Below are 22,061 nucleotides of genomic sequence, written 5' to 3' on the forward strand. Positions count from 1 at the left end.
GATGTGGGGTAAGCGGAATGACTTACGATGACAAAGACTGTGATTGGTTTTGTGATAATTGTAGTGTTTATATGAACAATCAACCTGGATTTACAACCTCAAGTGATGAATGGACTTGCACGGAATGTGGTTATGTTAATGATGTTTCAGAGGATAACATCATAGATGAAGACGATAATCAGGGGTGCAGTGAAGGATATAGCGACGGCTTCACTTGTATTAATTGTCAACAATCGCTGCGCGGTGGTTCACGAACTCTGCCTTGGGAAGATGATGATAATGCAGAAGCGTATATTATCTGCCCTCATTGTGGGTGTAAAAATATTGAAAACGGCGATGAAGATTAAATAATGCGGTAATACATATTAAGAAGCATGAATATTTTGGATGCCACTTCAGTGGCATCCTTTTTTACATCTATACAACCCAAATATAAAAAATATAATCCCCTGCTTTAATTTCATATGTACAAGGCTGAGTCATACAATATATATCCGTTGACTATTACCACAAATAACTTCCTTCGTCTGTCACCGTTACACCTTCACTTTTTGGATCTTTTCCTTCAAATGTATGGATTTATTCAAATGCAAAAAGATATGTCTTGTGGCTGGCATCAGTATAAGACCTGCAACCGTCTTTTTACTCCAGTAATCCAGCAGACATAAGGCTTCTTTCTTTACAGCGTTTTGCTCTTTAAGCATGCTAATTCTTTCGACCTTTACTTTTTTATTGAAATCACCCGGTGTAAGGCCAGATACAACCTCTCGAGTTTTTCGGCCAACTTCCATACGGTATGCCATTAACGAAGAAATATTGATTTGTTCACTAAGATCAGCAATCTCAAGTTCCGTCATTTCATTTCCTGAATGCAGGTACTCTACGCCTAGTTTCTCGTTCCATTTGCCCGAATAGAATACTTGTTCATCGTTATTTACGAGTACGTTCATGGTCATATCTTCAATACGCGTGATGTGCCAAACATGCCAGAGGATAGAATTCTTGGTATCTCGAGCGATCACAGGATATTTACGAAATGTTTCTTCCCGAAGATCTTTAATGAGTTCATCTTCAAGCGTAGCGACAGGTGATTGGCTCATTCTTGATGAGTGCAGCAGACGATGCTGCTCCATGAATAAGTCTACGGATGCCTGATGCTCAGCAGATTTTAGAATCATATTTGTCAGTCTTTTGTGATTTTCATTCCACTGCCTTCTTTGGATTAAATCCACAAGGCACCCCCTCTATGAAAAGATACAATCCTTGATTGCTCTACTCCCAATACAATTCTCTTTGTCTATACATAAAATCCTTAACACTGCTTGAGAATAACAATATAGCAATCGTCACAATGGAGAGCACTAACATGATGATCGTTATAACATTTAAAAATGCCTCAAAAACTTCAGCCCTGGATGTAACTTGCCCGACAGCTACAGCATACATAACCGAAAAAATGTTTAACGTATTCATGATGATATAGATCCACTTCGCAAGCTTCGCGCCAGAATAAATAAAAGCACATAAGACAATCTGGATGATTATAGAGATGAAGTTAGAGAAGATCCCATTCAGTACACTTAATACTAATATCAGAATAAAAAAGAACAAGTTAGCAAAGATAACAGTTTTTAAAATTGTCTTGCCCTTCATTTCTTGTCTTTGAATATATTCTTCTCCCTGCATTTACAGCTCCCTACTCTCACAGCGAAATGCAAAATGTCATACCCTTATCGCTAGCTTCCTTGATAATATAAATTATTGCTTAAACTTTTAAGTAAAATGAAAGGGGACCTTTTGAACATGACCACTAAAGTTAAACGGCAGCCCAATAACGGCCCTAAAATTCGAAAAGAACAAGATATTGTGTTAAAAATGATCCGTATATATTGTAAGAAAAAGCATCATCAAAAGGATTTATGCGCGGAGTGCCAGGACTTAAATAATTTCGCAATGAAGAGACTTTCCCTATGCCAGTTTGGTGAAGAGAAGACTGCCTGTGCCAAATGCCCTATTCATTGCTATAAACCGGATTATCGTCAGAGAATTAAGGAGGTTATGCGTTTTTCCGGTCCATGGATGCTCCTGTATCATCCCATCGAATCGATTAAGCATATACCTATTCCAGAGAGATTTAGAAAAAAGCGTTGAATATCAACTCAGCTAACCCTGTCTTGCATTTCATACTTCATGGCTAAAAAATCAACTTCCTGTCCAGCAATCATACTTTTAAATACGAGTCCTTTTACAAAACCTGCTCGCTCATAGACTCTAATAGCCCGTTCATTAAATTGAGCTACAACGAGCCGAACTCCCAAGCTATGATGTTGTTCTTTAATAAACTGCAGGCAGCTTGTTAAAAAGGCTCCTCCGTTCCCCTTTCCCGTTAATTCCGGACGGAGCCCTAACCCCAGATCAATGTAATCATCCTCATTATATATGCCTGCTTTATATCCTCCCGGAACTCGGGCTGAGTTTCCCGTACAGATAAATGCAATTAACTCATTCTCTTCATTCAAGACATAATAATAATCGCCATTTAACAGCTCCAATATATCCTCAGAGCTCTCATCCATGCTGTATATCGAATACGGCTCTTCATATTTCCAGCTTGAAATTAGTTCTGCATACTGCTGATTCATTTTTATGAATTGGAATTGTGACACTTTCATAGCACTCCTTAAAAGACTGTCGTTTATGTATATTACCGTTTACAGGCTTGAATTCCGTTTAATCCAGTACTTGCATACACCTTCTTTCATTTCAGTCAGGAACCCATGATTAGCCTCTATTACTTTACGCGAAGCCATATTATCTTCATTACAGGTAAGAAGAATTTCATTAATTCCTTTTTGATACGCTTCTTTAACCAATTCACCTAATGCATGTTTCCCATACCCTTTATTTCTTTCCGCTGGACGTATAATGTATCCAATATGTCCACCATGTTCTAATAGTTTATCGGTTAGTCTGTGCCTAAGTTTTCCATACCCTATAGGACGGTTGTATAAATAGAACCAATAAATTGTTTGCGGAACTAGCCCGTCAGATAGATTTTTACCTTGAGATATCTCAACATTTCGAATTAACTTTTCCCGGAATATTTCTAAATCACTCGAATATAGGCTATTTATAAAGCCATTCTGACCTTCACCAATATCCTGAATCATTTGATAAATATCTGGTGGTTCGATCGGTTCCAGTGGTTTAAGATAGAGCTTCAATACAATCACCTCCAGTAAAATCATTTTTATAAGAAATCAGTCTTCTTCCTTCACATATTCCAACGTCAATATATAACCCTCTGAAACGGGTTTAATATTTATGTCCTTCAACCGTACAAAAACCTGATCATGAAACTGAAACAGACCTGCACCTTCTTGATATGACATTGAACTGCTTAGAGTCACCCGAGCTTGATTAGGCAGTTTAAACGTATACATATTATCTAATTGACTGAGATATTTATTAAAGACTCGTGCTCTTAAATAATAATCATTGTCTAGTTTAATTAAAGGATATATCGGATTTCCTTGTGGATTAGGATGAATTTCGAACGCTTTAGAAACAATTTTATACGGCTTTGAAAAAGTAATAATTGTATGAAGCTGATTTTCTGTGAATGGAACTTGAAGCACCCTGTGATGAATTCCTTCGAGGATCTCAATCATTTTATAAACTCCCATGAGGATAAATCCACCTACAACGCTTACTAGAATTATCATGGGATTTTCACTCAAAATACCATAAATTACTCCAAAAACTAAAACTAACAATCCTGCAGCAAATAACATTCTTTTCATTTATATCGCCCGCCTCATGTTTTGAGCTGATATCTCAATTTACGGTTTTTCTTACTAGATGATTAGTTTATAATCCACCATTTAAGCTAACTTATTGCTAATTCCTTCACTTGCTCCAGTTCGTTTATATCAATTGAATATGTACGTAAATGCATTTCTTTCAATACTCTCCATTTGCTTAAAAGGGTATAGAACATATCTCCAAAATTCATCTGCTCTGGCAGCTCGTCGATCAATTTAATTTCTTCGATTTCAAAATTCGGGAGACTGCTCAGCTTAATCACTTCTGCGTAAAAGGCCATGCCCAAGCTCTCTTTCCATTCATATATTCCAAAAGGGGTTAATTCGAATTTAACTGCACCCGTTTCCTCATACAACTCCCGGCTTGCCGTATACAGAATCGATTCTCCCTCTTCTCTATTTCCTCCGGGGATCTCCCATCCATTTCTCTTTTTATTAAATATAATAATGAATTGATCATTATATTTTGCGATGATAACTGCAAATTTAATGAGAGCATGATCTGCTTCATTCAATTCAAACCAACGGCTCATTATACCCTCCCCTTGTTACGCGAAGTTATTTATTGCATTAACTCAACTCATTAATCCTTCTCTCACCATGTCCAATAACTCTTGCTTATGCGCTGGATGACAGGCTATTAAATAGGGTTCTTCATTCATTCCCGTGAATTCATTCCCTTCAAAATCGATCACAATCCCTCCCGCTTCCTTAACCATTAGGATCCCGGAATATAAATCGTCCCCTTCTGAGTTGTAAAGTACAATTCCGTCAATATCTCCCTTCGCAAGCATGCACCACTGAAGTGTAGGAGCCCATAATCTCATCATTCTCTTAACTTTAATATCAATGAATTGTCTTAGTTTAACTGCCCTCAGGTCATTTTGTACTTTATGGCCTTGAATCCAGCCAATGTTTCCTTTATAAATGTTTGAATAAGCTTTGATATGGAGTAGTCGATTGTTACAGAATGCTCCTTCTCCAATGGTCGATACAAATAACCGATCTGTCATTGGTTCATATACCACTCCAAGTACAGGCTCGCTAAGGTACATTAACGTAATGGATGTCGTGAAAACCGCTAATCCAATTGCAAAATTATTCGTTCCATCCAGAGGGTCAATGAGCCATAGCCAATCACTCTTCAAACCGATTATTCCAGCCTCTTCACTATGTATCTGATGATTTGGAAAAACAGTCTGAATCTGCTTTACTATGATTTCCTCGGCAATATGGTCCACTTCAGTAACCACATCTCCAAATCCGTCTTTGGCTCTCAGTTCTATGAAATCGTCGAATTTTTCTTTTGAGATCTGACCCGCTTGACGAATCACCCGAATGGATAATTCTTTTGCAGCCGTGACGATCTGATGATCCATGTAAGACCTCCTGTTTTCAACTGATTTATGATATCCGCTCTCTATGGAGCGCCTCTCTTAACTCATCAATTCCTTCAAATACCGCTTTCATATTTTCTTCATTGTTCATTTGATTTCTTGCATGCAATAATACAGGCCTTAGAGATTCAACTGAACCTCCAAATGCTTCCATCCACTCATATCTTGGAACCATCCACAAATGAAAATGATGTGTTGTATCCTCATTGTAAAAATAATAGACCTTATCGATACCTAATCTCTCTCGTTGTGCCCTTCTAATTTTATGTATTAATGATATGTATTCGTTTTGCTCTGCTTCTGTGAGTTCATCCATACCGTAAAAATGCCTCTTAGATGCAAGAATGATTAGTCCTCGAATGGGATAAGCAACATCCTGATGGATGTGAAATAGATTGGTTTCATATATAACACCACCAGTAGGGGTAATTAACCCACTTGTTAGTGCACAACTGAGGCAATCCACTTCCACTGTTCTTCCATCAGCTAATGTGATTTTTCTTGGCATTTTCAATCTCCTTCTTTACTTGATAACCTAAGGTTTCGTACCACATGCCATAATAAAGGTCATCATCCCATACGCTTCAGACGAATGTTGAATAGCCTCTGAAGCTTGTTTCATTTGTTCCATTTCATCGGAATTAATCACGCCATAATTATAAAGATCAACAAACCGGTTCATATCAAACTGACGTTTAAATCCATCAATGCCATGTACATCACTATGCTGAATGATAGAATCAATGTCTATATCGATGTATCCACTATCTCTAAGGAGGCGCGGCAAGCTTCTGCCGATGAATCGGTTTCCACCTTTTTGTGCAACAGCATCTGCAATCTTTCTTAAAATCGTATGTAGTGACGGGATGTCCGGATTGACCGTGCCAAAGACACCATCATCAATATCAATGATTACTAATTTCCCGCCAGGCTTTAATACACGATAAAGCTCTTGCGCCGCTTCGAGCGGATCATGTAAATGTAGAAAAATCAATCTTGCGACTACAAAATCAAATGAATGATCCGGAAGTCCCGTACTGTAAACCGATGCTTCTACGAATTTTATTCGATCTGCGGGTACGTCTCTTAACAGTATTTTAGCTTGATTCTGCAATGCTTGGTCTATTTCAAGAGAAGTAATATGACTATTAGGCAAACTATGAAGTAACTGTTCCGTTATATATCCAGGTCCGCTTCCTACTTCTAATACACTCATTCCATCCTGCAATCCATACCACTGTAGAGTTCGAAGCTCTTTATACCAGCTCATCGTCGCTTGCACTCTTAATCGCTCTATTTCATCTGGAACACCTAAAACAGCATTTTGGATATTATATGTTGAACGTCGGTCCTTCAATTGCTCACCAGCCTTATCTCAGATATTAGAAATGCACTCCAAAATATCAATCGGATGTTTAAAATAATGATCCGCTTGAATATTCACTTCTTTATTAGCTCCCCATTCAGCCAATCCAAAGGAAATGCCCGAGTCTTTTGCACATTGAGAGTCATATATGGTATCTCCAATGTATATGGATTTGCCAGGGTCTGCCCCCGAAACCTCCAAAAATTTAATGATCGGATCTGGATTGGGTTTATGAAGCTGAGTATCATCAGCACAAACCACAATAGATAAATATTTCATGAGACCAAAATGTTCAAAATCATCTCTTAATTCCACGCGCGTCTTGGAAGTGACGATTCCTAATTGAATGTCCCTCGAGGATAATATCTTAAGCAGTTCTTCTATTCCTTCATAGACATGAATGGAATCAGCGTACTCTTTCATATACATATTCCACAAGTCACTTGCTCTTTCGATATCCTGTATTCCTAATTGAGGCAAGGAACTTGAACCAGGAATGCCAAGTACAAAAGATAATTCTTCTGTCGAGCAGGGCTTGTGATAATCCGTTAGCAGCATTTTTTGTAATGATCCAAGCACGGCTCTTTCTGTATTAATAAGTGTACCGTCAACATCAAAAATAATGGTGTTATACATCCTTCCGCTCCTCCAGTACGTGTAATTCACATCATTTTTAATATAAATCCTGTCTTCTCCCCTTTCTTAAATCCACATTCCTCATAAAATGTATCTATTCCTTCCATTCTAGAACTCGTCATTAACATGACCTTATAACAGTTATGCTCCTTGGCGAATTCAACCGCTTTCTGAAGTACTAATCGCCCATATCCATTTCTACGATAATCAGCATGTGTAACTACATTTTCAATTAACCCGTATGGTCTAGCACCTCTAGTTAAGTTTCTAATCACAACAAGAACACAAGAAGCGACAATCTTTCCCTCGTGCTCCACAACAATGATCTTCATTAGCTGATCATCCATCATCTCACGCCATTGTATCTGAATTTCGTTCCAATCTATATCTGGGTCGTCCGGGTTTAAATGCTTATAGAGTAACAGCAACGGCTCCAGCTCATGCTCATGTATGGTACGAACAGATGTATTCGTCATTATAAATCCTTGGCTTTCACATGGAATCTTAACACGGTTTTCAACTTAGCTTGTTCTGTCTTGCGGGGATCTGACAAATAGATTTCCCGGTGGATTTTGCTGGCACGGATGTAACCCTGTTCTGTACAAAATTCTTCCATTCGTGCAAAGCTTTCCGGCTCGTCATCAAAACTTCCTATATGCATCATCTGACAACTCAGTCCATCTTCCGCTTGTTCAAAGCGGATCTTCTCAAGAAACGGATTGGGTTTCTTTTTGATGGTCTGCTCCAGAAATCTCTTAAACCATTCTTCAGTTAAAAAATCAGGCTGGCGGATCATAATTGTGTATTTAAAGTTACTTTTATCTGTTGCGGGCTTAGACCGATCAAGCAGGTCCCATACACCTTCAAGTGGAAAAACCGTGTATTCATAATATCCATCCGGGACAACATCATTTTTATATGACATTCTCACCGCATAACTCAAACTGTACAAAGCTTCTGTCGCCTTAGCAAAGTCCTCTCCATTCGGGTCACCAGAACCGTCAACCATAAAGAACGGCATTTTGGGAACTTTTATAATTTCCGGTGATTTTTTTGGCAGATACAGTTCCTTAAAGTCCTTTTTATAATTGATCTTTTTGCTCAAAGTCCGCCTCTCCTTTTGTATGAAATAATGCTCTTCACGGATTCACTCCCATACAATTTTTCCCTTCTTCATTTTTGCAATATAAAAGATTTGTCCCGTATGACCTGGTAAATGTCTGAATTGATGCAGAAGCATTTCTAATATAGTGGATTGATTATCGAGGCCTGCACTGTTGAACGCTGGATAGTTTAAATAAGGTTGTTCCAGCAATTTTTCAGGGTTATCTTTTATCATTTCAAGAACTTGTATGATGCAATCGTATGATTTCTGTGAAAGTTCCAAAGCTTCTTGCCTAGACATTTGCAGACCTTGTTCGAACTCTCTACTTCGATCTAAGATGTATGGAGCGTCAAAATATGCAACTTCAAACCATTGATACACAGCCCCTGATATGTGCGCTATCAAATTAGCGATGCTGTTACTTTCAGGCGTTGGAGTCCAGACAATATCCTCATCAGACAGTTGTTCAAGTACAACACGAGTCCATTTTTGATCTGCTTTGTACTTCCTTAACAGAAGGTCGATCACTATGGTTGAACTATCCATACTTGTCACACTCCATATTTTCTATTGTGTGCACTACAATGCAATGAAATTATTCATTGATCACTAAATCTTTGACTGACTATTATAGGAATAATCTTGAAAGGTGGGATGGATCATGGATAATGCAGCATTTAACGTAAATGTACATAATGTTCCTCTAGGTGGAGGGGAATCCTATTTCGATGGTGGTTTGCTTTCTTATATTGGCTGGTCGATCTTAGGAGCACTTATTACCGTTTGCACGTTCGGAATATGTTACCCTTGGGCACTGTGCATGATTTATGGCTGGAAAATCAATCATACGGTTGTTGAGGGCAGAAGGCTTAAGTTTCATGGAACAGCAATTGGGCTTTTTGGCAACTGGATTAAATGGTTCCTGCTTTGCATTATCACGCTCGGAATTTACAGCTTTTGGGTTTTCATAGCACTTGAAAAATGGAAAGTCAAACATACCACTTTCGAATGATATAATTAAATCCCCATTACCTGGGGATTTTTTATTAACTTCTTCTAATTATAGCAATTTTTTTAATATGTATGATAATCGATAAAATGCAATTGATAGCAGCCAGCGCGATCCATATCAAAAGGGAATAGGACATCCATACGCTGATCATATAATAATTATTGTTTATCAAATACGGCCAGATTATTAACAATATTAAAAAGATACTTCTAAATATAAGTGCAATACTGTTACCAATTACTTTTCTGGTTCTTGTTCTTCCATCATTTATGTATAATCTTATTCCTCCAGCTAATTTAATTATCTTTAAACATAGGGAAATGACTGCAAGAATCACTAAGATTGAAAATACCAAATCCATCAATACATAAGTATCATCATATCTATATTTCTTCATACTATTTCCGTTTATATTCTTGAATAGATTATCAGCAATAAGTGACGGTGCCGTTGAATTCGCATTCGTTAATACAAATACAGCTCGCTGTTTTTCTAAATCAACAATCACATGCGAGGAATAATTCGGATTACTGCCAGCGTGGGTAATAACTTTATTCTTCGTATCCACACTCCATCCGAATGAATAAAACTGATTATTACCTTCATGTCCAGCTGTATCCAAGTCCACCTCATGTGATTCCTGAATTGCTTCCTTTAAATTATTCGGTAAATCTCCCATTCCTAACTGAGCATGAATCCAGTGCTCTAAATCCTTTAAATTAGTTACCAAATAACCTGCTGCAATATTACCATAGTATCTAGGAGCATCATATTCCATGTCTTTACCAAAGAGAATACGATATCCTTTAGTACGATGATCAGGTTCCAATTCCTGGCCCGTTGAAAAATAACTATCTGTCATTCCTAATGGAAGCAGGATGTTTTCAGTTACATAATCTTGATAACTTTTACCTGTGACTTTTTCAATAATCATCGCTAAGACATCATAATTAATGGTTGCATAGCTATATTCCGTCCCGGGGGATGAATCTAATTCGATTTCTGAAACATTATGTATGGTTTTTTCAAGCATATCATCTGTTGAACCTTCTGGAATTAAACGAATAGTCCATGGTGGAATTCCACTTGTATGAGCTAACAACTGGTTGATAGTAATCTTAGCCTGTTCACCCTTAAAGGTTGGCTCAAACCAAGGAAGATAATCGGTTATTAAATCTGAATATTTTAAAAGTCCCTCGTTCTCTAACAAAATAACGCTCAGCGCCGTAAACGCCTTTGTAGTCGATCCTAATTCAAACAAGGATTCTTCATTAACCATTTTTTTATTCTGAATATCGGCATATCCATATGCTTTAAATTCAGTCTCTCCCTGGTTGGATATTACCACAGCTGCTCCTGGAGTTGCTGATTTAGCCATGATGGTCTTCACCATGTCTTCTTCATTATCATACTTGCCTGCCATAAATAAATTTCCAAGTTGATTCCAACAAACAGCTACAGTAATGATCAAGATAAGCAGGACGACACCTGCAAATAATGTACTTGTTCCATATAGTCTTTTCTTTAATGCCATTGATTTCATCTTCAATTTTAGTCTTCTTCTCCCTAATCCACTCAATATCATTACTAAGGTTATCAAGCATCGATTTCCAATTCATATTTTATTTGCGTTTTACTTTGTCCTTCTATGGTTTCGATCATTTCTTCTGTTTCTTTAAACCCGCTCTTCTCATAAAATGCTCTTCCTGTATGATTCTCTTTTGCTACCCAAGCAAACATCTTCTTAACTGGCTTTAACAGTTGGATAAATTCCTGAATGAAGCCTTTTCCTATTCCCATTTTGTGATATTCAGGTCGTATGTAGATTCTTAACAGCTCATATTCTTCTTCATTCACTTGACCTGTTTGAGCATATCCAACAACTTCACCATTACATTCAGCAACTAGGAAACTCCGCTTAGGCTTCTGAAGGTCTCTTTCTACAGATCGACTTAAATTCTCAGTTGAATAAGCTTTACTTAGAAAATGTTGAATGTAATCTTCTGAATAAATGCTTTTATAAGTGAACATCCAGGTTTCATGTGCTATGGATTGAATGTGCGGGATATCTTCACTTGAAACATATCTAATTGTGATCATGCGTCTATCCTTCTTTCATATGTAATCTTCTAGTCATCCTCGCAAACCTCGGACCTGCTTGAAAACCTGTTTTTTTATAAAGTATTTCTGCAAAATTGCCAACCGTAACACATAGCTTCACAACCTCAGTATAAGGGTTAGCAGCTTCTTTTATATAATTAAGCATAAACTCTGCAATGCCTTTATTTCTGTATTTAGGGACAACGCATAACTCACCGATTTCTGCAAATCCGAGTGGCATGTTTTTGCTTATACCAGCTATGCACAGACCAACGATTTCTTGGTTCTGTTCATTTACGACATAGATCGATAGATTCCTATGTTTATATACTTTTAAAAGATACGACAAATCCTCTATGATCTTCTCATCACTAGGGACACCAAAGACCTCATAATCAATACCACCGCGGTATCCTTCCTTCATTACATTGCTAATCTTTGTTAAATCTAAAGAATCGTCCAGCAAATACACTGACATTCCATCTGGAATGACCGATTTTTTACTTGCCCCCGTAGGGCAGCACATAACCTGTCGAATTACATTTACTCCAAAGCCCAATGACAGCAGTATATTCACATCGTCTTGCAGAACTCCATTGATATTTTTAATATCCTCACAGCAATTTAATAAAATCCTCCACATAAGTTGTCGATCTGAAAATGGCGGGATCATAAACGGATACATTAGCGTATCATCAAGCCTTACAATTCCTCCAATTCGATCTTCGTCACTCATGATCCAATAACACTGGTCCGTAAACTTCGTATCATTCAAGCGAGTATTCCAGTCAAACCACATTTCTATATCAGAATTAGAATAGATAACTTGATGAACTGCAAATACGTTTTTTTCTGCCTGCTCTAATCTATAGTGTTTCATGACGCTGCACCTCACGTAAGGATTATTAATTTTGAAGGTAATTCATGTTCATTCACTATATAAGTTCGATTTATAAAGTGTTTGTCTCTTCCATTGAATTAAGTAATATTACGTATATTAACATGGATGCCGGTAACGAAACCAAAAAAATCAACCTAATACTAAATGCAGAAATACCTACAAATTCAGCAATACCACCACAGACACCAAAAAGTGATTTGTATTTAGAAGATCTTTTGAGTTTTTTCAAATGCTACATCCTGCCTTTCATTTAGGCTCTTTCTAATAACTATCTTGGTTCTTATATTGTATTGCTTCGATTACCGGCTTAACAGCTTCTCACGGTACTCCTGTGGCGACACGCCTTCCAGCTCTTTGAACACTCGGGAAAAATGACGGGTATTCTCAAATCCGACCGCAGCGCTGATCTCCGATAATTTGAGTTTCCCCTTGCCGATCAGCTCCTTCGCCTTGCGGATTCTCACTTTCTTCAGGTAGGTTACAAAGCTTTCTCCGGTATATGCCTTAAACGTCTCGCTGAAATAGGAATAATTGAGCGATACATAATTGCTTACCATGGCCATATTCAGAGGACGATGGTAATGTTCCTCGATATACGCAACGGCTTCTTTCATTTCTCCATGTTCGCTGTGAGCAGAACGTATTTCTTTTATATACTCGCCGAGATCCAACAGCAGCTGCTCCAGCGACCGGAAATAGTCGTGAAAATGGCGGAAGTTCGACATCACCCCCACCTTGCGGTAGAGCTTGAGGACTTCCACGGAGGCTTCTCCGTAAATCCGAAACACCTCATCGAGCACCTGTTCATTAATGTACCGGCTAACTCCCTCCAGATACGAGATATCAAGCTCGGATAATTGTTCTATCCGGAAAATCTCCTGCAGCAGCGGCCCAATCTCCTTCTCATGATTGGTTCCAAGGATGTTGCCAAGCTTATGAATTTTCTCCTTGGGCAAAGGGTAAGACCGACGATTATCAGGCAGTTTTCCATACCTGATCAGCCGGGTTTTCGGATAAATAAATGTATACTTTAGAGATTCACGAGCCTGATGGTAGCCTATTACCAGATCCTCCAGCGTGTTTCCCTCACTACTAACACCAATAAGCATTCCTTCAAGCTCCCGTTCCGCAGCCAGGAACGACAAATCTGCAAGTTGGGTTGACGGTCCGCCGACAAGAACGACCCGCCCCTCCCGATCGAGCAAAGATGTGTTAATTTCGCCTTCCATGCTTTCCAGCATATGCTGAGTGAGCGACATTAACTCCTCCTTCTTCATACGGCTGCCGTCTTCGTATTTGTAACTTACCACAGCTACACAAAAAGGAAGTTTATAATGGTCAAATCCAATTTCTGTACTCCACAGCCGGACTTCATCCTCCGTCATATTCTGCATTAAGAAAAGCTCCTGCAGACGTGCCGACTGAACCTGCTGCCGGTAGCTCTCCGTAACGGCCAGCTGCTCAGCCATCCGGGACCGCTTCGCAAGATGCTCCTGACATTTTCGCAGCGAGGTAAACAGTTCATCCCTGCGGATCGGTTTCAGCAGATAGTCCACCACCTGGTAACGGATAGCCGCTTTAGCATATTCAAAATCCTCATATCCGCTTAAAATAATGATCTGCGGCCGCCCGCCCTCGACCGGAGTTTGTTCTGCTGAAATTTTTTCGATCATCGTAATACCATCCATTACAGGCATGCGAATATCAGTAAGGATGATATCGGCACCTGTCTTCTGGTACAATTCGAACGCTTCAGCTCCATGACCTGCCATAATTAATTCGTACTGATCCGGGAATTCGCGCTCGATCATGGTTTTCAGACCGATACGGATATTTTTCTCATCATCCACGATTATTAGTTTTGTCATCCGTGTCACCTCTTCCTGTTAACAGCACTTTTGGCAATCTCATGATAACCTGAGTGAACTGTCCTTCTTTGCTGAATACCTTAAGCCCGTATTCCTTTCCATAATATAACCGTATGCGTTCCTGAACGTTGCGAAGGCCGATACCGTGAATCTTCGGCTCCGTTCCGAATCCACGGTGTACCTTTTCGGTCAGCCCTTCCTTATCCAGTTCGTGGTTCAGTTCAAGCAAGGAAGCTTCATCCATTCCTCTTCCATTGTCCGTTACAACAATTCGCACGTCATTTTGTGACATATTCTGAAGCTCGATTGAAATGTTCCGCTGGCCTGTCTCTTCCCCGGTCCAGGCGTGCTTCACCGCATTTTCTACAATCGGCTGAAGCGACATTTTAAGCATCTCCATATCGAGATCATGTCTGGGAATATCAAGCTGTAAATCAATTGGCTCATCAAAGCGTATATTCATGACATCTATATAATTTTCGATATGCCTAATTTCATCGTGCAGCTTCACATACTCCCCCGACCATTTAAAATTGTATCTCATCATCCCTCCAAGGGAAGTCAGTGCATCGGAGATCTGTCTTTGTTTTTCTATCTCGGCCAGCATCTTAATATTCTCTAACGTATTATAGAGGAAATGGGAATCGATTTGATTATGAAGTGTACGCAATTCCGCTTCTTTCGTGAGAGCTTCCTTCTGCACGGCCTGGGCCACCAGCGTATTAATGGTGTTCATCAGCTTCGAGAAGTGGTGCGCCAGCTCTCCGACCTCGCCCCCTCCACGAATCGTGATTCCACTGTAGGCCTTCCCCCGCCGTACCTTCTTCATCTCCTCTGTCAGCAAACGGAGATTTTTAAGGATAAATGCATTAAGAACATAAGCAATCACCGTGACCAGCGTAATAAATCCGATATTTGCGCCAATCAGGATATTTCGTGTGCGTGAAATATTTTGGAGCACCCCGTCCATGGATACAACGTTCAGCAGATCCGCATTGATCCGCTCGAGTGGCTGGTGCAGCAGCAGGAAGGACTCGCCGTTCTCCGTGTACTGATTATCCCAGTCTCCCGTTTCTTTGTAGTGCTGAAGGTGCTCTGTAATAACTCTTTCCAATTTCGGATAATCGGTAATAAAAGAGTTCTTCTCCCGCGTAAAAACCTGTCTTTCACTGTCCACCAGCAGCATTTGAGTCTGGTTGTCCTGAGGAGCCGCGTACGTTCTCGGGCTAAATTTATCGAGCAGCATATCCACCTGAACCATACCAACATGATGATTGGCAGGGATACTCATTTCACGCAGCAAAGACACTTTGGGAGTAGGCGCAGGGGTTTGTCCCTTGTACCGTTCAATCACATCCTGGTCGTTATAGAGGAATGACCAGGACTCCAATCCCTTCATCTGCTTCGCCTTTTCATACCATAATTCATCGGCCACGCGGCTTTCGCGGAAAAAGATCGGCCAGATTTCCGTAACATTACTGCTGGAGAACAGACGAAGATGTTCCACATTCGGATTGTAATATTGAATGCGTGTCAGGTTTTTAAAGCTGCTTGTACTGAACCTCACCAGTTCCTCCAGGCTAGGCTCGTGAGTATTGGCTAAATAATCCTGAACATCAATATCGTCATAAGCAACCTGCACCGCTCGAACCATGGATTCAATCTGGGTGTCAATATGCTTGATTTCCATTTCCATCAAGGAGGTATTCTTGTCCACAACATCACGGACGTACATATTATTTATCGCTTTATATGAATATAAGGACACCGCCAAACTGGGTCCCAAAATAATAAAAATATATGAGGCAATGAGGCGGCTCTGCAGCGAGCGACGTCCAAACCAGTACATAAACGAGTCTCTTAATGTTGTCCAGCGGTTACCTTTCTTCATCAGAACGTAACTCCTTTTTATAAAAACCCAAAAGCCCGCGGTTAGCGGGCGTAAAGGGCAGTTCAATGATTACATGCCAAGTTTCTTCTTATTTTCTTCGTATTTGGTTTGCTGGAAGGCCTGCACTTTGGCAAGACCCAGATCTTCTTGCTTCTTGATGTAATCCGTCCAGATTTTATCGAATTCGGCTTCGGATGGAGCCATCAACAGCTTCGGCAGCGTCTTGCCTCGCAAGTCCTTGATCTTGCCAAGAATAATACCTTCTTCCGAAGTTCCTAGTGGATCTAACAGGTCAAATTCGGATACACTCACCGTTTTACCACGCGTCCAGTCTTCCAATTGCTTGTAAGGCTCAACCGATTTAGGTGCCCATTGCTGGGTGATATTCGTATCCTGCATCATCCAGTAGGTGAAGGAAGAACCGTATTGCTTGTCAAATGCGGAACGGTCTTTGTTCATGAGCTCGAATGCTTCTGGAAGGAACTGGTCTTTGCCATCAATTGTATCATAACTTACGCCTTTTTCCCCCAGGAAAAGATCTTTTTGTCCTTCCTCACTCATCAAGTAGCTCAGGAATTTAATAGCCCGCCCTTTGTCTTTAACATCCTTGGAGATCAGGGTCACTGTCCAGCCGGAGATCGAAGGGCCGTTCAGGTTAGGCGGGTCCAGTTTAGAGTTTGCTGGACCATCAACCGCGATGTAAACCATATTCGGATCCTGCTGGTACAGCGTTCCCAGTTGAGCTGCGAAGTCTGTGCGTTGGTACAGCATCGCGAAGTAACGCCCTTGCGCAATTTTCTCTTCCATTTGTGCGCGCTTATCGATAAAAATATCCTTCGCCAAGAGTCCGTCTTGGTTGGCTTGGCGCAGTGTCTTCAACCAGGCTACATATTCCGGATCGGTTTCACGGTTGTACAGCTTGCCGTCTTTTTCTCTCGGAATGGCCAAGAAGTTTTGAATATAACCTTCCAGAGAATCATTGCCGGTTGGAATGAATTCATGCAGACCAAGTGGGATCAGCGGCTGGCCGTTGATATCCGGGAATTTCTCTTTCGCAGCCTTCAGAGCGGCAATGAACCCTTCCGGTGTGCGCATATCCGGGCTGCCGATTGCTTCATAAATATCCTTGCGAACGACAAATGTTTGGTTGGATACATAAGTATCTCCATATTTCTCATAGTCTTTCGGAGATGAAGAAGAGTTCGGATATCCGTAAGTGTTGCCGTCAGACTGTGCATACCACCCCAGTTTATCCGGGTCAGATATTTTAAAGAAATACGGATCGTACTCCTCCGCCAGCTTGTTCAGAGGTAATACCAAGTCGCCTTCAATCATTTTCTTCACGCCGTCTTCCCACCAGCCCAGTGTAATGAAATCAGGCAGTTTACCCGAGGCGATCAGCGTATTGAGCTTTTCATTCTCATTACCTGCTGGAACGATGAAATTGACATCAACGCCAGTCTTCTTGGTTACATATTTAGAAGTCGGATCAACACCCCATTTATTAGGGAACCAAGCAAAGTTTAGATACCAGTCAAACGTAATTGGTGACGTATCGGATTTCCATCCCGGTTCGTCTGCCGATGGAGGCACTGCCGGCTTTGCTGTTTCCTCCTTAGGCTTATCAACAGTGGAGTCATTTGCGCCTTCTTTTCCTGCATTGCCGTTCCCGCTGCCGCCACAAGCAGCCAGAGACATAACCATGAGGACTGCCATCAGAAGCATCATCATCTTTTTGGTCTTACTTTTTACGCCCATGTTTTAACCCCTTTTCCGTAATTGTATAAAAATCTATATGTGCAACTCCAAAGCCGCCGCATAGCGGCTCGGAGGAGTTACTGCAAGCAAGTGATGCCGGCCTCATTCTTACTGTTTAGCCCTTGATAGAGCCGATCATCATTCCTTTGACAAAATAGCGCTGCAGAAACGGATAAGCGAATACGATTGGCAGTGTCGTGACGACCATCGTCGCCAGCTTGATCGACTGTGAGGTCACTGTTTTGGTCATTGCGCTGCCCTGCAGGGCAGTAGTCATAATATTGGAGCTGGACTGGGCCACCACCCGGAAAAGAAAAGTCTGGATTGGCTGCAGGTTCTCGTTATTGACATAGATGATTCCTGTAAAATAGTCATTCCATTGGTACACCCCGTGGAACAAGGCAATGGTGGCCACAACAGGCATGGATACCGGCAGCACCACTCTAAGAAACACCGTCCAGTCATTGGCTCCGTCAATACGGGCCGCCTCCTCCAATCCATCGGGAATTTCACGGAAGAAGGTCATGAAGATAATGAGATCAAAAAAGCTGAACAGTACTGGAATGATATAAACCATAAAGGTATCGAGCATATGCAAATTGCGAATAAGCAGGAAATTAGGTATAAGCATCGCTGGAAAGATCATTGTAATGGTTCCCAGCAGGATGTAAAGCTTCCCACCGATTAAATCTCTGCGAGAGAAGGCATAGGCCACCATCGACGTAAAGAACACATGCGCGGCCACGCCCACTACGGTTTTAGCAATAGTGAGTCCCATTGCGGTCATAATACCGGGATTGTCGAATACCGCTTCAAAATTCTCCATACTGAACACTCGCGGCCACCAGTAAATTCCGCCGAGCATTGCGTCCTTACCATCATTGAAGGCATTGACCAGTACGTACCAGATCGGGTAAAGCGTAACGAAGCAGACCAGAAGCATGGTCAGATTATTCAGTGTATCGAAGACGATTTCGCCTTTCGTTCTACGGCTTAGTGAAATCATGTGTTGGTCCTCCTTGGCCTAAAACAACGAAGTGTCGTTGAGTTTTTTGGATACTTGGTTCGCAATCAGCAGCAGCATGAGCGCAATCACGGACTTGAACAATCCGATCGCCGCTGAATATGAGTAACGGCCCGAAGAGATCCCCGTATAGTAGACGTAATAATCGATAACGTTACTTGCGCTTTCATTCAGCGAGTTCCGAAGTACCAGGATCTGATCAAAGTTAGAGTTCAACACACCGCTGACAGCCAGGATAAACAAAATACTAATCGTGCTTTTGATTGACGGAAGGGTGACATACCACATCTGCTGAAAGCGTCCGGCACCATCGATGGTAGCCGCTTCATACATCTCGGGTGAAATGCTCGTAATAGCTGCTAGATATATGATGGCGGACCAGCCCAGCTCTTTCCATATATCTGAAGTGATCAGGATGGTCCAGAAGTACTTCGGCTCGGCTAGAAAAGAAATCGGCTGGTCGATAATATGCAATGCCATAAAGATTTCGTTAATGATGCCCACATCCGATAACCAGGTGGCAAGAATTCCGCCAAGCACAACCCAGGAAAGAAAGTGAGGCAGGTAGGAAATCGTCTGGATTGCCTTCTTAAACCGCAGCGATCTCACCTCATTCAGGAAGAGGGCAAAGATGATCGGCAGCGGGAAGGTCATCAGCTTCAGCAAGCTGATCCCAAGCGTGTTTTTCATGACATAACCGAAGTTTTCGTCAGCCAAAAATTCCTTGAAATGCTCCAGTCCGACCCATGGAGCTTCAGCAATGGTTTTGATAATGTCATAATCCTTGAACGCAATGATACCGCCGTACATGGGTATAAAGTTGAATATAATCATCCAGGCGACACCAAGCAGACCCATAATTTGAACATGTCTTTGCGAATAAAGCTTCCTCAGCCATTTCCGCCTTGTTGATGGCGGCGTTTCTGTTTCGAATATGGCTGCGGACTGTGTTGACGGCTTAATCTCCATCACCTATGACCTCCAAGCTGTTCTAGTCTGTTGTTGTTTGAAAGCACTTTCATTTCTTAACTTCATTTTACTTGCGTTCCGTGCCCAGAGTAATGCTCCAGATTTCGTATCGATGTATGCTTTTTTCGGTTTTTTGTAAAGTTAACCTTTGCTAAAACGCAAAAAAAGTCCGCACCAGGGGTGCGGGCTTTTATCCTTCCTTTTTAACTGTTTCTGTATCTCTCAATGTAAAATACAAAAGATTGTCCTTCAGTTCACTCTCCTGCGTAAATCCCATCTTCTTCAAAAGCCTCTGTGAACGTAGATTTTCCACTTCTGTCGTTGCTTCAATATAGTCTAGCTTCATTAACTCAAATCCAATTCGGATCACTTCCATCAAAGCTTCCTGCATCAGTCCCCTTCCCCAATATTTCGGGGATAAATCAAAACCTACTTCAGCTTTTGTTTCCTGATTTACATTTAACCAGCAATGAAAACCACAGGTTCCGATAAGTTCATTATTTTCTTTATTAAATAATCCGTATCTGCATCCGGTATCGTTTATATGAAAAGCAATCATCTCTTCTGCTTCTCTTAAATCCTGACATGCGTCAATATCCATATACCTTGTAACCTCTGGATAGGAAAAATGTCTATAAACTGCTTCAGCATCATCTAAGGTTAGTTCTCTTATGTATATTCTCTGGGTTTCAACATTCGGGAAAATCACATCGCCAATCTGACACCCAACCAGGTGAATACCCTGATCGTTGAGCTACTCTTTGTGAAGCAAGGTTACTGGCGATTACGTCATAACTCGGTACTTCTCCACGTTCCAATATTTCAATAGTTAACCTGTTTACAAGATAACTAGCCAACCCTAAATTTCGATATTCGGGTAAGACATCAATGCCAATTTGCCATAGTTTTGCACAGGTCTTACTTGCTCCTGCCACACCAACAATTTTCTCTCCTTGCTTTGCAATCGCAGCCAAATCAGTCTGCCATGGAAGATTTGCATCGTATATAACTGCATTATCAAAACTTGTAGCATGAAGTAAATGGACCACTTCTTCTCGCTTAATCACTTCAAATAAAAAATTATTGGGTGAAAACATTGGCTTTATTCTTGTTACATCCGGCAGAAAATGCAAGTAAAGACCTCGGATAATTGGCAAAGCAAATACGATGTCCCTATCCTTTCCTTGCATCTGTGCTTTAGCAATTGACAACCGTTCAGGTGTAGCCGACACTACAATGGATTTCCCCATAGACACAATTTCGAAAAAACGAGTTTTTCTCGGAAAAGGTCTCCGTCCGGGATTTTCTTTAGCTTCAACAAAAATAATGCTGTCCTTCTCACCGTTAAGATCATCAATCGAGCAATTCAGGTCAACTGCAAGCTGTGATTGCACAATGAACAGCATTTCTGTTTGTGTCATAATCATCGTTGCCCATTCCTTTCGCTTCGCCCAGCCTGTGTTAGATGATCTCAGCGGCTTCTTGATAACTATTTCACTTTTTAAATTATTTCATCTCTACTAAAAATCTCTTGTTATTAACAATCTCATCTACTACTTCATCTACATTAAGATGGGTTGAGTTTAATATATGGTTTTCATGAACGTTTTGATCTAAGATCTCCTTCAGTACAATAATACATCTTTCCTGCATTTGGTCTTCAGGACTGCGCCTGCCATCTCTTCTCAATAATTCTTCTTCATCAGTTATCATGACAACATATTTAACTAAAACATCTTCAGTCCTTAGTTCATTCAGAAAATAATCAATGTTTTCATTGAATATTATGTAATCGATCACCACATCGTGTTCTTGATGAATAAAGTTTTTTGCCAATGTGGTAATGTTGAGCCATATTAGATTGACATGAAAAGGGCTTAACCACGGCTTCTTGTATCCTCCAATAACCATGTGGTTTATAATATCCCCTTCAATATAAGCACTTTTTTCTAATCCTTCAGCTATTCTTCTTGAGGTAGTAGATTTCCCTGAACCTGGAGGTCCCGTAACTAAATAAACCGTTTTTTTCATGTTATTCAGTCCTTTTTCGAATATTAACCACAAGAAAACACCTGGATGAAAGGAAGAACTCATTATGCCATATATTCGAGATGCGAATCTGGTTACCCTTCAAGAGTTAAAAGTGATGGAGGAATAAATCGTTCTTGCAGTTCTTGAATTAACAAAAAAAACACCGCGAAGCCTTCGCG

28 protein-coding genes are annotated in these 22,061 nt (G+C 40.6%); 3 read left to right on the top strand and 25 right to left on the bottom strand.

Annotation, left to right across the window (positions count from 1 at the left end; genetic code table 11):
- The first annotated feature begins 17 nt into the window (after positions 1-17).
- A complete protein-coding gene (locus BN1234_RS22190) occupies positions 18-347 on the top strand; it encodes a hypothetical protein (protein WP_156337151.1) in 330 nt (109 codons plus the stop codon).
- Positions 348-536: 189 nt separating this feature from the next.
- Here BN1234_RS22190 and BN1234_RS05035 read toward each other — a convergent pair whose 3' ends face one another.
- The gene (locus BN1234_RS05035) at positions 537-1,232 is read right to left on the bottom strand and encodes a DinB family protein (protein WP_054955567.1); all 696 of its coding nucleotides are present in this window, start codon (positions 1,230-1,232) and stop codon (positions 537-539) included.
- 40 nt (positions 1,233-1,272) lie between these two features.
- Positions 1,273-1,686 carry a hypothetical protein gene (locus BN1234_RS05040; protein WP_054955568.1) on the bottom strand — a complete coding sequence of 138 codons (414 nt, stop codon included), beginning with the start codon at positions 1,684-1,686 and terminating at the stop codon, positions 1,273-1,275.
- Positions 1,687-1,803: 117 nt separating this feature from the next.
- Here BN1234_RS05040 and BN1234_RS05045 point away from each other — a divergent pair, with 117 nt between their 5' ends.
- Positions 1,804-2,151, top strand: coding sequence for a nitrous oxide-stimulated promoter family protein (locus tag BN1234_RS05045; RefSeq protein WP_054955569.1), 348 nt, complete (start codon positions 1,804-1,806; stop codon positions 2,149-2,151).
- A gap of 8 nt (positions 2,152-2,159) precedes the next feature.
- Here BN1234_RS05045 and BN1234_RS05050 read toward each other — a convergent pair whose 3' ends face one another.
- The 11 genes from BN1234_RS05050 to BN1234_RS05100 form a co-directional block, all read right to left on the bottom strand.
- Positions 2,160-2,666 carry a GNAT family N-acetyltransferase gene (locus tag BN1234_RS05050; RefSeq protein ID WP_054955570.1) on the bottom strand — a complete coding sequence of 169 codons (507 nt, stop codon included), beginning with the start codon at positions 2,664-2,666 and terminating at the stop codon, positions 2,160-2,162.
- 45 nt (positions 2,667-2,711) lie between these two features.
- Positions 2,712-3,233 (bottom strand): GNAT family N-acetyltransferase, encoded by a 522-nt coding sequence (locus tag BN1234_RS05055; protein WP_370733788.1) that lies wholly within the window; start codon positions 3,231-3,233, stop codon positions 2,712-2,714.
- A gap of 27 nt (positions 3,234-3,260) precedes the next feature.
- Complete coding sequence (locus BN1234_RS05060) at positions 3,261-3,803, bottom strand: hypothetical protein (protein WP_054955571.1); 543 nt, start codon at positions 3,801-3,803, stop codon at positions 3,261-3,263.
- A gap of 86 nt (positions 3,804-3,889) precedes the next feature.
- Entirely contained in the window at positions 3,890-4,357 is a 468-nt protein-coding gene (locus BN1234_RS05065) for an NUDIX hydrolase (protein WP_054955572.1), read from the bottom strand.
- Positions 4,358-4,399: 42 nt separating this feature from the next.
- A complete protein-coding gene (locus BN1234_RS05070; RefSeq protein ID WP_054955573.1) occupies positions 4,400-5,203 on the bottom strand; it encodes an inositol monophosphatase family protein in 804 nt (267 codons plus the stop codon).
- Between the two features lie 25 nt (positions 5,204-5,228).
- Positions 5,229-5,729: an HIT family protein gene (locus tag BN1234_RS05075; RefSeq protein ID WP_054955574.1), complete on the bottom strand. Its 501-nt coding sequence runs from the start codon at positions 5,727-5,729 to the stop codon at positions 5,229-5,231.
- 27 nt (positions 5,730-5,756) lie between these two features.
- The gene (locus BN1234_RS05080) at positions 5,757-6,578 is read right to left on the bottom strand and encodes a class I SAM-dependent methyltransferase (RefSeq protein WP_054955575.1); all 822 of its coding nucleotides are present in this window, start codon (positions 6,576-6,578) and stop codon (positions 5,757-5,759) included.
- Positions 6,579-6,596: 18 nt separating this feature from the next.
- Positions 6,597-7,223 carry an HAD family hydrolase gene (locus tag BN1234_RS05085; RefSeq protein ID WP_054955576.1) on the bottom strand — a complete coding sequence of 209 codons (627 nt, stop codon included), beginning with the start codon at positions 7,221-7,223 and terminating at the stop codon, positions 6,597-6,599.
- A 26-nt stretch (positions 7,224-7,249) separates the two neighbouring features.
- Positions 7,250-7,699, bottom strand: coding sequence for a GNAT family N-acetyltransferase (locus tag BN1234_RS05090; protein WP_054955577.1), 450 nt, complete (start codon positions 7,697-7,699; stop codon positions 7,250-7,252).
- Positions 7,699-8,328: a GyrI-like domain-containing protein gene (locus BN1234_RS05095; protein ID WP_054955578.1), complete on the bottom strand. Its 630-nt coding sequence runs from the start codon at positions 8,326-8,328 to the stop codon at positions 7,699-7,701. Before BN1234_RS05095 ends, BN1234_RS05090 begins: the two co-directional genes overlap by 1 nt.
- Positions 8,329-8,370: 42 nt before the next feature.
- Positions 8,371-8,874 (bottom strand): DinB family protein, encoded by a 504-nt coding sequence (locus BN1234_RS05100; protein ID WP_054955579.1) that lies wholly within the window; start codon positions 8,872-8,874, stop codon positions 8,371-8,373.
- A gap of 115 nt (positions 8,875-8,989) precedes the next feature.
- On the opposite strand from BN1234_RS05100, the gene BN1234_RS05105 reads away from it, so the two are divergent.
- Positions 8,990-9,340 carry a DUF898 family protein gene (locus BN1234_RS05105; RefSeq protein WP_054955580.1) on the top strand — a complete coding sequence of 117 codons (351 nt, stop codon included), beginning with the start codon at positions 8,990-8,992 and terminating at the stop codon, positions 9,338-9,340.
- A 34-nt stretch (positions 9,341-9,374) separates the two neighbouring features.
- Here the strand turns inward: BN1234_RS05105 and BN1234_RS05110 are convergent, their stop codons facing one another.
- From BN1234_RS05110 to BN1234_RS05165, 12 genes are all read right to left on the bottom strand, one after another.
- A complete protein-coding gene (locus BN1234_RS05110; RefSeq protein ID WP_170307989.1) occupies positions 9,375-10,883 on the bottom strand; it encodes a serine hydrolase domain-containing protein in 1,509 nt (502 codons plus the stop codon).
- 53 nt (positions 10,884-10,936) lie between these two features.
- Complete coding sequence (locus BN1234_RS05115) at positions 10,937-11,440, bottom strand: GNAT family N-acetyltransferase (protein WP_054955582.1); 504 nt, start codon at positions 11,438-11,440, stop codon at positions 10,937-10,939.
- Positions 11,441-11,444: 4 nt separating this feature from the next.
- Complete coding sequence (locus BN1234_RS05120) at positions 11,445-12,320, bottom strand: GNAT family N-acetyltransferase (RefSeq protein WP_054955583.1); 876 nt, start codon at positions 12,318-12,320, stop codon at positions 11,445-11,447.
- A 70-nt stretch (positions 12,321-12,390) separates the two neighbouring features.
- On the bottom strand, positions 12,391-12,570 hold the full coding sequence (locus BN1234_RS21755) for a PspC domain-containing protein (protein WP_082423104.1): 180 nt from the start codon (positions 12,568-12,570) through the stop codon (positions 12,391-12,393).
- A 70-nt stretch (positions 12,571-12,640) separates the two neighbouring features.
- Positions 12,641-14,209, bottom strand: coding sequence for a response regulator (locus BN1234_RS05130; RefSeq protein ID WP_054955585.1), 1,569 nt, complete (start codon positions 14,207-14,209; stop codon positions 12,641-12,643).
- Positions 14,184-16,100 (bottom strand): cache domain-containing sensor histidine kinase, encoded by a 1,917-nt coding sequence (locus BN1234_RS05135; protein ID WP_082423105.1) that lies wholly within the window; start codon positions 16,098-16,100, stop codon positions 14,184-14,186. Before BN1234_RS05135 ends, BN1234_RS05130 begins: the two co-directional genes overlap by 26 nt.
- 69 nt (positions 16,101-16,169) lie before the next feature.
- Positions 16,170-17,858, bottom strand: a complete 1,689-nt coding sequence (locus BN1234_RS05140) for a type 2 periplasmic-binding domain-containing protein (protein ID WP_054955587.1) — start codon at positions 17,856-17,858, stop codon at positions 16,170-16,172.
- Positions 17,859-17,973: 115 nt separating this feature from the next.
- Positions 17,974-18,864 carry a carbohydrate ABC transporter permease gene (locus BN1234_RS05145; protein ID WP_054955588.1) on the bottom strand — a complete coding sequence of 297 codons (891 nt, stop codon included), beginning with the start codon at positions 18,862-18,864 and terminating at the stop codon, positions 17,974-17,976.
- Positions 18,865-18,882: 18 nt separating this feature from the next.
- On the bottom strand, positions 18,883-19,851 hold the full coding sequence (locus BN1234_RS05150; protein ID WP_054955589.1) for an ABC transporter permease: 969 nt from the start codon (positions 19,849-19,851) through the stop codon (positions 18,883-18,885).
- A gap of 190 nt (positions 19,852-20,041) precedes the next feature.
- Positions 20,042-20,560, bottom strand: a complete 519-nt coding sequence (locus BN1234_RS05155) for a GNAT family N-acetyltransferase (protein WP_054955590.1) — start codon at positions 20,558-20,560, stop codon at positions 20,042-20,044.
- On the bottom strand, positions 20,541-21,275 hold the full coding sequence (locus BN1234_RS05160; protein ID WP_054955630.1) for a GNAT family N-acetyltransferase: 735 nt from the start codon (positions 21,273-21,275) through the stop codon (positions 20,541-20,543). Before BN1234_RS05160 ends, BN1234_RS05155 begins: the two co-directional genes overlap by 20 nt.
- A gap of 82 nt (positions 21,276-21,357) precedes the next feature.
- Positions 21,358-21,882 carry an AAA family ATPase gene (locus tag BN1234_RS05165; protein ID WP_170307990.1) on the bottom strand — a complete coding sequence of 175 codons (525 nt, stop codon included), beginning with the start codon at positions 21,880-21,882 and terminating at the stop codon, positions 21,358-21,360.
- Positions 21,883-22,061 lie beyond the last annotated feature (179 nt).

Origin of the sequence: Paenibacillus dakarensis (assembly GCF_001373415.1) — a bacterium.
GTDB classification, from domain to species: Bacteria; Bacillota; Bacilli; order Paenibacillales; family Paenibacillaceae; genus Paenibacillus_AQ; species Paenibacillus_AQ dakarensis.